Source organism: Anabaena sp. UHCC 0204 (assembly GCF_009711975.1).
GTDB lineage: Bacteria > Cyanobacteriota > Cyanobacteriia > Cyanobacteriales > Nostocaceae > Dolichospermum.
The window spans coordinates 135,938-149,583 of sequence record NZ_VIKW01000003.1 but is presented as its reverse complement, the minus strand read 5'-3'; the positions used below and the strand labels follow the sequence as shown (position 1 = coordinate 149,583).

General features: G+C 38.9%; 11 protein-coding genes and 1 tRNA gene. 6 read left to right on the top strand and 6 right to left on the bottom strand.

Going from position 1 to position 13,646, the window contains the following annotated elements; translation table 11 throughout:
* Positions 1 to 11 precede the first annotated feature (11 nt).
* Positions 12 to 860: a M28 family peptidase gene (locus FJR04_RS03545; protein WP_168491877.1), complete on the bottom strand. Its 849-nt coding sequence runs from the start codon at positions 858 to 860 to the stop codon at positions 12 to 14.
* Between the two features lie 270 nt (positions 861 to 1,130).
* On the opposite strand from FJR04_RS03545, the gene dnaK reads away from it, so the two are divergent.
* Both dnaK and FJR04_RS03535 read left to right on the top strand, forming a co-directional pair.
* Positions 1,131 to 3,188: a molecular chaperone DnaK gene (gene dnaK, locus FJR04_RS03540; protein ID WP_168491875.1), complete on the top strand. Its 2,058-nt coding sequence runs from the start codon at positions 1,131 to 1,133 to the stop codon at positions 3,186 to 3,188.
* Positions 3,189 to 3,329: 141 nt separating this feature from the next.
* A complete protein-coding gene (locus FJR04_RS03535; protein WP_168491867.1) occupies positions 3,330 to 4,322 on the top strand; it encodes a DnaJ C-terminal domain-containing protein in 993 nt (330 codons plus the stop codon).
* Positions 4,323 to 4,433: 111 nt separating this feature from the next.
* Here the strand turns inward: FJR04_RS03535 and nadA are convergent, their stop codons facing one another.
* A complete protein-coding gene (gene nadA / locus FJR04_RS03530; protein ID WP_168491865.1) occupies positions 4,434 to 5,399 on the bottom strand; it encodes a quinolinate synthase NadA in 966 nt (321 codons plus the stop codon).
* Positions 5,400 to 5,550: 151 nt separating this feature from the next.
* Here nadA and FJR04_RS03525 point away from each other — a divergent pair, with 151 nt between their 5' ends.
* The 4 genes from FJR04_RS03525 (at position 5,551) to FJR04_RS03510 (ending at position 8,823) form a co-directional block, all read left to right on the top strand.
* On the top strand, positions 5,551 to 6,480 hold the full coding sequence (locus FJR04_RS03525) for a TIGR04168 family protein (protein ID WP_168491863.1): 930 nt from the start codon (positions 5,551 to 5,553) through the stop codon (positions 6,478 to 6,480).
* Between the two features lie 58 nt (positions 6,481 to 6,538).
* Positions 6,539 to 6,623 (top strand) — tRNA-Ser (locus FJR04_RS03520).
* A 228-nt stretch (positions 6,624 to 6,851) separates the two neighbouring features.
* Positions 6,852 to 8,258 carry an ATP-binding protein gene (locus FJR04_RS03515; protein WP_168491861.1) on the top strand — a complete coding sequence of 469 codons (1,407 nt, stop codon included), beginning with the start codon at positions 6,852 to 6,854 and terminating at the stop codon, positions 8,256 to 8,258.
* A 37-nt stretch (positions 8,259 to 8,295) separates the two neighbouring features.
* Complete coding sequence (locus tag FJR04_RS03510) at positions 8,296 to 8,823, top strand: hypothetical protein (protein ID WP_168491859.1); 528 nt, start codon at positions 8,296 to 8,298, stop codon at positions 8,821 to 8,823.
* Positions 8,824 to 9,126: 303 nt separating this feature from the next.
* Here the strand turns inward: FJR04_RS03510 and FJR04_RS03505 are convergent, their stop codons facing one another.
* The 4 genes from FJR04_RS03505 to fabI all read right to left on the bottom strand — a co-directional run bounded on the left by FJR04_RS03505 (position 9,127) and on the right by fabI (position 13,624).
* Entirely contained in the window at positions 9,127 to 10,560 is a 1,434-nt protein-coding gene (locus tag FJR04_RS03505) for a polysaccharide biosynthesis/export family protein (protein ID WP_168491857.1), read from the bottom strand.
* Positions 10,561 to 11,111: 551 nt separating this feature from the next.
* Entirely contained in the window at positions 11,112 to 12,095 is a 984-nt protein-coding gene (locus tag FJR04_RS03500; protein ID WP_168491855.1) for an ABC transporter ATP-binding protein, read from the bottom strand.
* 65 nt (positions 12,096 to 12,160) lie between these two features.
* Positions 12,161 to 12,766, bottom strand: a complete 606-nt coding sequence (hisB, locus tag FJR04_RS03495) for an imidazoleglycerol-phosphate dehydratase HisB (protein ID WP_168491853.1) — start codon at positions 12,764 to 12,766, stop codon at positions 12,161 to 12,163.
* Positions 12,767 to 12,847: 81 nt separating this feature from the next.
* Positions 12,848 to 13,624, bottom strand: a complete 777-nt coding sequence (gene fabI, locus FJR04_RS03490; protein WP_168491851.1) for an enoyl-ACP reductase FabI — start codon at positions 13,622 to 13,624, stop codon at positions 12,848 to 12,850.
* Between the last annotated feature and the right edge of the window lie 22 nt (positions 13,625 to 13,646).

Here is a 13,646-nt window from a genome sequence, read left to right as displayed (position 1 = left end):
ATTACTAACATTTAAAATCCCCTAATTCCCATTTCCAAACCCTCACAAATACCCGTTAAAAAATCTAAATCCAAGGTGGCAATAGTGTCACTTGGCTGATGATAATGTGGATTCCGCATAAATGCTGTATCTGTAATCATCATTGCGGGATAACCTTGATCCCAAAAAGGTGCATGATCACTTAGACGAGTTTGGGGAACTAATAAACCCCGATTTGGCGCTGGTAGCCATTGACTAGGTACACCAGCTTTATCAATACTGCGACTCAGACTAATTAAATCGCCCCAAGTTCGCCAATTGCCAATTAGAGCAATAAAATCACCACGATTTGGGTAAAATAATTCTAGGGGAAATGGGTATTTTTGAGAACCAGGAGTAGAATCCCGATATCCCAACATTTCCAGAGATATCATCAGACGGAGAGGTTGATTTTGTTGGCGTAAGTAGGCTGCATAATCAGCACTACCCAGTAACCCATATTCTTCCATATCAAAAGCTACCAACCGCAAAGGATATCTAGCGGGGGTTTCTGTAAAACTGCGAGCAAATTCTAATAAAACCGCCACACCTGTAGCATTATCATCTGCTGCTACTGTACCAGGAACACCATCATAGTGAGCGCCAATTAAAATAGGTGGTAAATCTGCTGTTTGGGTTGCTGTTGTGGCGGGTAAATTTAAAATCAAGTTTTTACACTTTTTACTACCTACTTGAAAGGTGTGGGTTTCCACACTTCCCCATTGTGACAATTGTTGGTGAATGTATTCTTGAACAAAGAAATGCCCTACAGTCGCCATATAGGGATCACGCTCTCTGGCTATCTCATATAAGTGATTCTGTAACCGCTGTTTTAAATTCAAAGTGGCTAAAAATAATGTGTAATGGATAAGAGTAAAGATCAATATTCATCTTTCCAACTGGCCAATGACCAATGACAACTGACCAATGACTTAAAATGCTATCCTAGTTTAGCAAGTAGCACGTTAAGCTAAAATGCCTCTAAATTCTTGATTTAATGATGACTATTATACTATTGGACTGGACGGTTGACCTTATTTAGCACCAAGCTGAAGGCAATCCCAGCCTATCATATTAAATTAATAAGACACACAACAGGAGACGAGTAACGCATGGGCAAGGTAGTTGGCATCGACTTGGGGACAACCAACTCAGTAGTCGCCGTAATGGAGGGTGGCAAGCCGGTGGTGATTGCCAATGCAGAAGGAATGCGAACAACCCCCTCCGTGGTTGGTTTTAGTAAAGAAGGTGAAAGGGTTGTTGGGCAAATGGCCAGACGGCAAACTGTCCTAAATCCCCAAAATACCTTTTTTGCGGTGAAACGCTTTATTGGGCGCAAGTATGGCGAATTAAACCCGGATTCTAAGCGTGTACCTTACACCATCCGTAAAGATGAAATTGGCAATATTAAGGTTGCTTGCCCCCGGCTAAATAAGGAATTTTCTCCAGAAGAAATTTCAGCTATGGTGCTGAAAAAACTAGCTGATGATGCTAGTCGTTATTTAGGTGAGCCTGTCACCGGGGCTGTAATTACTGTTCCGGCTTATTTTAATGATTCCCAACGTCAAGCTACTCGTGATGCGGGTAGGATTGCGGGTTTAGAGGTATTACGGATTCTGAATGAACCGACAGCGGCATCTTTGGCTTACGGATTAGATCGGGGTGATATGGAAACTATCCTTGTCTTTGACTTGGGTGGTGGAACTTTTGATGTGTCTATTCTGGAAGTAGGGGACGGCGTATTTGAGGTTAAATCTACCAGTGGAGATACTCAACTTGGTGGTAATGATTTTGACAGAAAGATAGTTGATTGGTTAGCAGAAAAATTTTTAGAAGTAGAAGGTGTAGACTTAAGACGCGATCGCCAAGCTTTGCAAAGGTTAATGGAAGCCGCAGAAAAGGCCAAAATTGAGCTTTCTGCCGTTAGCATCACCGATATTAATTTACCCTTCATCACTGCCACAGAGGACGGACCAAAACACCTAGAAACTCGGTTGACGCGATCGCAATTTGAAGGTTTATGTGTAGATTTGCTGAGTAGATTAAGAACACCAGTCAAACGGGCGTTAAAAGATGCCGGACTTTCTCCTGTAGATATTGAAGAAGTTGTCCTAGTTGGTGGTTCTACAAGAATGCCCATGGTGAAACAGTTAGTTCAAGACTTAATTGGTATTGAACCTAGTGAAAACGTCAATCCCGATGAAGTTGTAGCTGTCGGTGCAGCTATTCAAGGCAGTATTCTCGCTGGTGAATTCAAGGATCTACTACTGTTAGATGTCACACCCCTATCTATGGGCTTAGAAACCATCGGTGGTGTGATGAAAAAGCTTATCCCTCGGAATACCACTATCCCCGTGCGTCGTTCTGACATCTTTTCAACTTCTGAAAATAACCAAAACAGTGTAGAAATCAATGTGGTTCAGGGTGAAAGGGACATGGCCACAGATAACAAGTCTTTGGGACGGTTTAAACTGTATGGCATTCCTCCCGCACCAAGGGGTATTCCTCAAGTTCAAGTATCTTTTGATATTGATGCTAATGGGATTTTACAGGTAACAGCCCTAGATCGTACCACCGGCAGAGAACAAAGCATTACCATTCAAGGTGCTTCTACTTTAAGTGAGTCGGAAGTTAACCGGATGATTCAGGATGCTCAAAAGTATGCTGATGTTGATCGAGAACGGAAAGAACGAGTCGAAAAACGGACACGTGCTGAAGCATTAATGTTACAAGCCGAACGACAATTGCGAGAAGTGGCTTTAGAAATGGGAATGCAATTTGCCCGTAACCGTCGTCAACGGATTGATAATATTTGCCGAAATTTACGGGAAAGTTTACAAGCTGATGAAGATCGGGGAATTGATCAGGCTTACGCTGATTTACAAGATGCTCTGTATGAACTGAATCGAGAAGTCCGTCAGTATTATGCTGAGGATGAAGATGAGGATTTATTTGGTGCTATCCGTGACATCTTTGTGGGAGAAAAAGAACCAGAACGGGATGTTTATCGAGATAATTATCGGCAACGAGACTCATCTAACCGAGGTTCTAGCAGAGATTATGGCAGGGAAAATCGAGAAAGTCGTTCTCCCAATTATGAAAGTCGTCCTACCCGCAGCAAACGCCCCAGCTACCAGGATAATTGGGATGATGACGATGATTGGCTGTAATTCGATTTTGGATTTTGGATTTTAGATTCACTGTCTTCGGTCTAAAATCTAATTTTCAATATTTGCAGTGTCAGTGATAAGTAGAAGCACAACTGACAACTGACAACTGACAACTGACAACAAACATTTAAATAACAGATTATGCAAAATTTGCAGAATTTTCGTGATTATTACGAGATTTTAGGAGTTTCTAAAGATGCCACAAGCGAAGAAATTAAAAAGGTTTATCGGCGTTTAGCTAGACAATATCACCCTGATCTGAATCCAGGGAATAAGGAAGCTGAGGAAAAATTTAAAACCATCGGTGAGGCTTATGAAATTCTTTCCGATCCTAGCAGGCGATCGCAATATGACCAATTTAGCCGCTATTGGCAACAAAATGGCTTTGCTGGCAATAAACAAACTCCCAAGGCTAAAGGCTGGGAAAGCCGCGCTAACGGTCGTTCTAGTCAAGAGGTAGACCCCAGCCAATTTAACGATTTTGAAAGCTTTGTCAATCAAGTAATTGGTGTCAGCAACCGCAAAGAACCGAAAAATAGCACCGGAAACACCACTACAAGCGACCCCTTCCGCACTCCTAGAACCAAAGTTGCATATACAGTTAATACTCCACCTCGTACCACCCGTAGGGATATCGAAGCTAGGCTAACCCTACCTTTGGAAAAAGCTTATCAAGGTGGTAATGAAAGGATACGTTTAGAAGATGGGAGATCGCTCGAAGTGACTATGCCCCCAGCTATGGTGACAGGGCAAACCATCCGCCTCCGTAATCAAGGCATTAGTGGCGGCGATTTATACTTAAAAATTACCGTTGATCCTCATCCTTTGTTTAAGCTGGAAGGTTTTAATATCTTCTGTCAAGTTCCTGTGACTCCTAGTGAAGCCGTTTTAGGCGGACAAGTCGAAGCACCTACTCTTGATGGTCCAGTTAAAATGACCATTCCCTCTGGTGTGAGGTCTGGACAAAGATTCCGTCTCGGTAATAAAGGCTACCCTGGTGATAATGGTCAACGGGGTGATCAATTAGTGGAAGTTCAGATAGTAACTCCGAAAACTCTTACAGATGAAGAAAGACAACTTTATGAAAAATTGCGGGAAATAGAAACTTTTAAACCTCGTGCTGATTTAATTTAGTTTTTATAGAATAATTGACAATTGACAATTGACAACGTTGAATAACCCAGATTCAAGACTATTCTGATCTCCTTCTAATTCTTCTTCTGTCACCTGTCACCTGTCACCTGACTACGCACTCATTTCTAACATCCTTTGCATTGGTCGCAATGCAGCTATGCGGATTTCTTCTGGTAACGTAATTTCCGGAGTGCGGTTTTTCATGGCTAAATACAGCTTTTCTAAGGTATTTAACCGCATAAAGGGACATTCGTTACAGTTACAATCACTGTGCGGGGGTGCGGGAATAAAGTGTTTGTTAGGTGCTAGTTTTTGCATCTGGTGAATGATTCCCGGCTCTGTAGCAACGATGAATTCTTGGCTAGGGCTGATTTGACAATAATTGAGTAAGGCGGCTGTAGAGCCAATATAGCTGGCGTGACGTAAGACGCTGGTTTCACATTCGGGGTGAGCGATCGCTTCCGCGTGCGGATGTGTAATTTTTAACTGGACGATTTTCTTTTCGGAAAAAGTTTCATGGACAATACAGCTACCTTGCCATAACAGCATTTCCCGTCCTGTTTGTTCGATTACATACCTTCCCAAGTTGCGATCTGGGGCGAAAATAATCGGCTGTTCTGGGGGTATTTGCTGAACAATTTTCACAGCGTTGGAACTGGTACAGATGATATCGCTCATAGCCTTAATTTCGGCGGAGCAGTTAATATAGGAAATTACTAAATGGTCTGGGTGTGCGGCTTTGAAAGCAGCAAACTCTTTGGGAGGACAACTATCTGCTAAAGAACAACCTGCATTAATATCTGGTAACAAGACCAATTTATCAGGGTTGAGGATTTTCGCTGTTTCCGCCATAAAGTGAACACCTGCAAACACAATTACATCTGCTTTGGTATTCGCTGCGGCTTTGGCTAATTGTAAAGAATCGCCAATAAAGTCGGCAATATCTTGAATATCAGGATCTTGATAATAGTGGGCTAATATCACTGCATTCAGTTCTGTTTTCAGATCCTCAATAGCAGCAAATAAATCTAATGGGAGAATGCCTGATTTTGGTTGAGTAAGTGTAGTTGTAAACACAATTAAAAACTGCTTGATTGTACAATAAGAATACCTTGTGAATTTAATTATAGTAGTTTTTACCAAAAATAGGGAGAGATTGATCTTAGCAATTTATGCCCAAATCCGGTGGAGTTTCATATCCTGGAGATATACGGCTTTTTAAAGTGGCATGACCAGTCAGAAAACTCAATCTAAACCTGTCAAAATTGCTGTAATTGGCGATGTTCACGACCAATGGGAAGAAGAAGACGGCATAGCACTCCAGCATCTCGGTGTTGACTTAGTGTTATTTGTCGGCGATTTCGGGAATGAGTCAGTGGAAGTGGTAAAAGCGATCGCTTCCCTGGATATTCCCAAAGCAGTGGTAATGGGCAACCACGACGCATGGTATTCGGCGACTGAATGGGGACGCAAAAAATGCCCTTATGACCGCACCAAGGAAGACTGGGTACAGGAACAGCTAGATTTATTAGGATCTACCCAAGTCGGTTATGGTAAGTTGGATTTCCCCCAGTGGAATTTAACTGTTGTGGGTGGTCGTCCTTTTACCTGGGGTGGACCAGAATGGAGATTTGCGGAAATCTGTCAAGAACGCTATGGTGTTTCTAGCATGGAAGAGTCCGCCGATAAAATCGTCAAAGTTGTAAAAAGTGTTACTTGTGAGAATATTATTTTTCTAGGACACAATGGACCAAGTGGTTTAGGCGATCGCCCTGAAGACCCCTGTGGTAAAGATTGGCATCCTCTCGGCGGTGATTTTGGTGATCCTGATTTAGCGGAAGCGATTTCTCAAAGTCTCAACATGAAGAAAACCGTCTCCCTAGTCGCTTTTGGTCATATGCACCGCGCACTTCGCCATACTAAAAAGGTGCAAAGGAAGGCTGTATTTAGAAGTCCAGAAGGAACTATTTACTTAAATGCCGCTACTGTCCCCCGAATTGTACAGGAAGACGGTATCAAGTTACGAAATTTTTCTCTGGTTTCTTTGGAAGGCGGTGTGGTTACAAAAGCTTCTCTAGTTTGGCTCGGTAAAGATTTCCAGGTTGCTACTGAGGAAGTTTTTTATAATTCTTCGGTTTCAGTAGTGCCAATTCTGTAATTATATGTTACGATATTATTTGTCAGTTTTTGTATTTCACAATTCTGGCAAATAATCTGGAGAGGTGGCAGAGTGGTCGAATGCGCCTGACTTGAAATCAGGTGAGGTGAAAGCTTCCGGGAGTTCGAATCTCCCCCTCTCCGTTTTTTTAGTTTTTATCTCACGCAGAGGCGCAGAGTCGCAAAGAAGAGCTTAAGAGTTTGGTTTGGAAATATTAAATCTACTGTAAGGTAAGTGTCAGCTTTGCTCTGATTCCAGATATAACCTTTCAGATATGTAATTCAGTAATAGGTATGATTTGCTGAATTTACAAATAATGTCAGGGTATAGTCAATTGTATATTCTTAACCCTAATTAATATTAAATTTGCCATGAAAATAGAAATTGCTAACTTAGGTGTTATTCAAAAAGCAGAAATTGATTTAAAGCCGTTGACTGTGTTTATTGGTGGTAATGGAACTGGGAAAACTTGGACAGCTTATACTTTAGCATCTATTTTAGGTGAATATGGATGTGAGAGATATTGGCAAGCTTATCTTGATAAAAAAACTCAGTATAGATATCCAATTATAGATAATGCAATTGAGGAATTTTTACAAGAAGGAACAGTTCGGATTAATTTAATTGAGTTTGCTGAAGAGTTTATTGAAACATACATTAATGATGTTTCTTCTTTAGCACATAGCTGGATGAATAAATTTCTAGCTACAGAGCGTGTTGATTTTGAAAAAATGAAAGTGAGTTTTGATTTAGCAGAAGCTAAACCAGAAATATTGGATAATCTTAAAAAAGATTTTATAGATCAACAGTTATCTTTTGGTACTCAAAGTAAAGATACTTTACATATTCTCAAGGAATTAGGTGACAGTAAGATTTATTTATATATACTTTCAGTTTCCGAAGAAAATATTTTGAAAAAATTACCTAGAAGAGCATTTGAGCAGATTTTGCTTAAATTAATTTTTAGAACAATTCACAGGTTTTTGCATTTAGAAACTTATATATTTCCTACAGAAAGAACAGGGATTTTACCATTTTTTTCTTCAGCTACAAAAATTGAAAATTACTTAGATATTGAAAATTTTGACGATATTGATGAAAATGTAAAAAATCTTTCATCTATAAAATTAAGCATACCAGTACAAGATTTAAAATTGACACTAGAAAGTATATATATAAAAACATCATCAGAAAGAGAAAAAGAAATACAACTTTACCCAGAAGTTTTGGAATATCTTAAATTAGCAGAAATTTTAGAAAATGATATTTTGGGAGGAAAAGTCAATGTTGAAAATTCTAGCTTTGATCAAGAAATTATTTATCAACCATCAGAAAATATTAAATTAGAAATAGCGGTTTCTTCTTCAATGGTAAAAGAATTAGCTCCGTTAGTTTTGTGCTTGCGTTATTTTGCTTTACCAAATGAATTACTAATTATTGATGAACCAGAAGTGAATTTACACCCAGCAGCGCAAGTACAAATTATTGAATTTTTAGCAATGTTAGTTCAAGCAGGTTTGAAAGTTCTAATTACAACCCATAGCTCTTATATTGTTGATCATTTAGCTAATTTGATTAAAGCCTCTAAATATGAAAATAAAGAAAGTATAAAAGAAAAATTTTGTTTAGATAGGACAGATGCTTTTATTCCTCAAGAAAAAGTTTCTGTATATTTATTTGAAGATGGTACAGCTAAAAATATTTTACATGAAGATGGTAGGATAGATTGGGGAACATTTGGGGAAGTGTCAGAATACATTGCTCATGTTTTTTTATAATCACTCTTATAATCTTAAATTCAGGAGTGATTTTAAAATGCCTTTCAATACCTTATTGTTATCATGTTGTTTACTACCAGGAAAGACAAGCCTTAAAGAAAATGGAGTAGAGGTAAGTTTACAACCAGCAAGTGGTGAAACTGTTTTATTTTTTCATATAGATGAGAAATCAAATCCTAATTGTCAGTTTCGTAAATTATTAGGATTAGATAGAGAAGGTATGAAAATTTGTGATCTTATTGTATTTTATGCAAAAGACAATGAAAAGATCATCTGTTTTGTAGAATTGAAGGGAGGTGATATCAAAACAGCAAAAGAGCAGGTTATAAATACATATACATACTTTAGAAAGGTTATAAAAAAAGTTGACCCATCATTAAATTTTACACCGAAAACTTATATTAAATCGAACGTTTCTGGACCTCAAGAAACGGGAAAGTATCAAGAAGAATTAAAGGCTGAGTTTGGTGAAGGTAACTGTCGCATTAGCAAAAATTCAGATTTAGGTGCTTTTTTGCGAAATATCAAGCCTCAACCACCAGGAAAAGGAAAGAAGGGTAGATGATTTACTCTAAAGTATTTTTCCTTTTCCCTCACCCCTTATTACATCATGTTACAATTACTAATAAATCCCCTTGGGAGTTGCACCCATGAATAATCTTAAAGTTAATTGACTTACACCCTGGGGTACTAATAGTCTGTCAAGAAGTAATTAATTGACGGGTAAATAATCTTCCTTCTTTCTTCTTCCTTCGCGCTCTTTGCGTTCTTCGTGGTTCGTTTCTTCTTTATTCGTCAAAATGTATTTGACAGACTACTAGATTTTTTGCTTGGAAACCTAGAAAACCAAATTTTGGACTTAACTAAATTAAAATCCAAAGAATAATCTAACAATTCCCAAAATAGTACCTAGAGGACCAGCTACAGTATTAACTCTATCACCTGTTTTAGTTAAACTGTTGCGATCAACTACCACGACATCATTATTACGAAGAATAGGATTAGTTTCCTCATTAATTCCTTTAGCCAAATCCACTTGAACTGGACGTTTGGTAACAGTACCATTGGGGTTGAGACGAATTAAATCTACAGTTCCTCTACTAGCTCTACCATCATTGAAACCACCTGCTGCTAATAATGCCTGATTTAAAGAGCTATTGGGTTGTAGTTTGACTGCACCAGGATTTTTGACTTCACCTACTACACCTACTTCAATCGTTGTTGGTGATAAGGTTGTGGTAGCTAATTGAGTGGCTTCAGCAACACTAATTTCTGTAGCTGTAGGGATGATAATCGTATCTCCATCTTGGACTACGATGTCTTGATTGAGATCACCACTTTGTAGCAATTCCCATAGGTTGATATCTATAGTTTGTTCTGTACCAGTGCGGGTAGGACGGCGTAATTTGATCTTGCGAACATCAGCTTGTGATGTAATTCCCCCAGCTAGTTGCAAACTCCGCATTACAGTTGGTAAACCACCACCAGCACTATCACCCTCTGCACCACCTCCATTCCCAGGGGTGACAAGATAAGAACCAGGACGGTAAACTTGACCAATTACAACTACTGTGCGGGGTGAAGTTTGACTCGCTGCAAAGTTAGCTGCAAATAAATTCCGGGCTTCAGCAACATTTAAACTAGCAGCAGTAGGGACAAATATGGTGTCTCCATCTCGTAAGGTAATATCCTCAGATATTCTCCCGGTTTGGGTGAGTTCCTTTAAGTTAAGAGAGACTACTTGCTCTCCAGTACGTCCTGTTTTGCGGCGTAATTGAACTTGAGTTACATCTGCTGCTAATGTTACCCCTTGGGATACTGTAAGTGCTGCTAATACGGTTGGATATTGCACGCCAGGGTTGTTTCCTGCTCCTCCTTGTAGACTAAGGGTGTAAGCTCCTGGCCTTGTTACTTCTCCAGCTACAAATACATTAATAGGACGGGGTGATAATAAGTTGACGGAAATGAGAGGACGTTTGAGAAAACGAGCATATCTTTTAGCAATTGTATCAGCGGCCTGTTCAGTGGTTAATCCCAGTACAGGTACGCTACCAATTAAAGGTAGGTTAATTGAACCACCGGGGGGAATTTGATATTCACCTGTGTATTCTGGGACTTCAAATACATTGACACGAATGAGATCGCCACCTCCTAATAAGTAATCTGTAACCATGCTGGAAGCGAGTTTTTCTGGTTGTTTCTGAGCTAAACTCGCAGATGGTAAAGCAATATTGACAGTTGTTAACAATGCTAAACCCATAGTTGAATGGGTGAGAAATTTACACAAATCTTTATTAAGCATATTTACCTGAGATGGGGAGATGATGATATTTAGAGTTATGTTGAAACAGTTTAATGTTGAGTATACTTAAATATCGCAGTGGCTCAACAATTTTATTTTCTAATAAATCTTTAGTTTTCCGGACATAAATGATTTATTGATTGGGAATATTGATTTTGGATTTTCAATGAAGTTAATTCATTTTTTTATTGATTGATACAATTTACTTTTCAATTTTTAGAACTAGTTGAAGTTATATTTTTCCAGTTTAGTTTAAAAGATTTTCACTAAAATATGAGATTTAGAATTTGATTTTTTGCTCAATATTTACACCTCCAACTCTGTTTTTTGTTTTTTTACTTTTACCTAAATAGAAACCGTTACAAATTATAGATTAATTTGTAAATATAGCAGTACTGTTAGGAATAATATTACTACTTATGGCTGATTTATCTATGAAGATTCCATTGAGGATGCTGTTTAAATTACAAACTTAGTAGGAATATCAAATCAAGATAAAGCAAAAGCCATAAAAGTTTGTGGTTGTTGCGCCTATTTACTAGGAAATAAAATTAATTGAGGGGATGATTTCGGGTTTGAATTTGGTGGATAAAAAACTCTTCTAGAGATTGACGTGATAGATTCATGGTGATAATTTTTCCTCCCATTAATCGGAGACTGGCCAGAAAATCATAGTAATCTTCTTGGAGTATACCTTGCCAAGATCCATCAGCCCCAAATTCTAAACTAGCGATCCATTTTTTCAAGATTTCCCCGTCTCCTCCTTTACCTTTGACATGGTATGTGTTTTGGTTTCCTAAAAGTTCATTTAAAGAACCAGAGCAGATTAATTCTCCTTGAGCAAGAATAGCAACGCGATCGCATATTTGTTCAACTTCACTCAACACATGACTATTAAAAAATATGGTTTTACCAGATGCTTTCAGAGAAAGAATAATTTCTCGCATTTGGTAGCGTCCCAGGGGATCAAGTCCAGACATGGGTTCATCCAAAAAAACCAAGTCTGGATCATTAATTAGTGCTTGAGCCATACCCACACGCTGAAGCATTCCTTTAGAATAACGGCGCATTTGCTTTTTGCGAGCATCAGCTTGGGATAAACCGACTAATTCCAATAATTGGGGAATGCGTTGACGTTGTAACTTTTGGGGAATTTGAAATAAACCTGCTGCTAACTGCAAAAATTCCCAACCACTGAGATAGTCGTATAAATAGGGATTTTCTGGAAGGTAGCCAATATGTTGCTTGACTTTAGCGTTGCCTATCGGTTTACCTAATAATAATCCCCGACCAGATGTAGGGCGGATAATTCCCAACAACAATTTTAACAGCGTGGTTTTACCAGCACCATTGGGACCCAACAAGCCAAAGGTTTCTCCTGGGTATACTTGTAAAGAACAGTTTTTGAGAGATACAACTTTTTGATTGAGCCAAAATCCCGTGCGATAGACTTTTCGCAATTCAGAAGTCAGGACTACTGGTTGTTTATCTATGGGATTTTGTTGAGAATCGGGGTTGTCTACAACAGAATTCATGGTTGTGAAACTAGCAACTACTGACTATTGAGAACTAAATATAGATTAACCGATACAGATGATTTTTATAACATACCTTTAGAACTAGGAATTGTTGAACCACGACGGGGATCAATTTCCACAGCTATTCGCATGGCTCTAGCAAAGGCTTTAAATGTGGCTTCAATAATATGATGGGAATTAATTCCATCCAATTGGCGAATATGTAAGGTCATTTGGCTGTGATTTACCAATGCTACAAAAAACTCTCGTACTAATTGTGTATCATAAGTTCCCACCCGTTGAGTAGGAATTTCTAAACCATAACTCAAATGAGGTCTACCAGAGAAGTCTAAGGCCACCTGAACTAAAGCTTCATCTAAGGGAGCAAGAAAATTCCCAAAGCGGACAATGCCTTTTTTATTACCCAAAGCTTGAAATAAAGCTTGTCCCAAGGTAATCCCCACATCTTCATTAGTGTGGTGATCATCAATTTCCCAATCACCTTTAGCTTGAATATCCAAGTCAAATAACCCATGAGAGGCGATTTGATGGAGCATATGATCTAAAAAGGGAATGCCTGTCGAGACTTTGCATATCCCTGTACCATCTAAATTAATGGTGACATGAACATCTGTTTCACCAGTAGTGCGGTGAACTGAAGCTATTCGAGGAGTTTGGTGATTAGTCATTTGTCATAAGAGGGAAAAGGGACTAGCAAGCAATTGATAATTGTCAATTGTCAATTGTCAATTATCAATTATTAAATCTTATTACATTCCCATGATTTCATATCCTGCATCTACATACAGGATTTGTCCAGTAATACCGCTTGCTAAATCGCTACATAAAAAAGCCGCAGTATTACCTACTTCTAGTTGAGTAACGGTGCGACGGAGGGGAGCTACTTGTTCAACATGATGAATCATATCCAAAATTCCGCCTACAGCAGAAGATGCTAAGGTGCGGATGGGTCCTGCTGAAATGCCATTGACGCGAATATTATCAGGTCCAAGTTCTGCGGCCAAGTAACGAACACTTGCTTCTAAGCCAGCTTTAGCTACACCCATAACATTATAGTTAGGAATGGCGCGAACTGCTCCCAAATATGTAAGAGTAATAATACTTCCACCTTCAGTCATTAAAGGTTTAGCTGCACCACTTAACTGAACAAGTGAATAAGTGCTAATTTCTAAAGCTGTTTTGAAACCAGAACGGGAAGTTTGACTAAAACCACCAGTCAAATCGTCTCTGTTAGCAAAGGCCAAACAATGAACTAAAATATCTATTTTCCCCCATTCTTGCCGGATGGTTTCAAAAGTAGATTGAATTTGCTCGTCATTTTCGACATTGCAGGGCAAAAATAGACTAGGAGCAAGAGGTTCTACCAATTCAGAAACTTTTTTTTCCATTTTACCCTTGTCATCTGGCAAGTAGGTAATGCCCAAATTAGCCCCTGCTTTGTGCAGTTGTTGAGCTATTCCCCAAGCAATTGATCGGTTATTGGCAATACCTGTAACCAGGGCATTTTTTCCAGACAGATTCAGCATAGAAGTTGCTAATGTAATTCAT

What these genes read in the sequence shown, in the direction of transcription:
- FJR04_RS03535 (WP_168491867.1), top strand. Translation starts at nt 3,330, where the DNA reads ATGCAAAATTTGCAGAATTTTCGTGATTATTACGAGATTTTAGGAGTT.
- fabI (WP_168491851.1), bottom strand. Translation starts at nt 13,624, where the DNA reads ATGCTGAATCTGTCTGGAAAAAATGCCCTGGTTACAGGTATTGCCAAT.
- FJR04_RS03510 (WP_168491859.1), top strand. Translation starts at nt 8,296, where the DNA reads ATGCCTTTCAATACCTTATTGTTATCATGTTGTTTACTACCAGGAAAG.
- FJR04_RS03515 (WP_168491861.1), top strand. Translation starts at nt 6,852, where the DNA reads ATGAAAATAGAAATTGCTAACTTAGGTGTTATTCAAAAAGCAGAAATT.
- FJR04_RS03525 (WP_168491863.1), top strand. Translation starts at nt 5,551, where the DNA reads ATGACCAGTCAGAAAACTCAATCTAAACCTGTCAAAATTGCTGTAATT.
- FJR04_RS03505 (WP_168491857.1), bottom strand. Translation starts at nt 10,560, where the DNA reads ATGCTTAATAAAGATTTGTGTAAATTTCTCACCCATTCAACTATGGGT.
- dnaK (WP_168491875.1), top strand. Translation starts at nt 1,131, where the DNA reads ATGGGCAAGGTAGTTGGCATCGACTTGGGGACAACCAACTCAGTAGTC.
- FJR04_RS03500 (WP_168491855.1), bottom strand. Translation starts at nt 12,095, where the DNA reads ATGAATTCTGTTGTAGACAACCCCGATTCTCAACAAAATCCCATAGAT.
- hisB (WP_168491853.1), bottom strand. Translation starts at nt 12,766, where the DNA reads ATGACTAATCACCAAACTCCTCGAATAGCTTCAGTTCACCGCACTACT.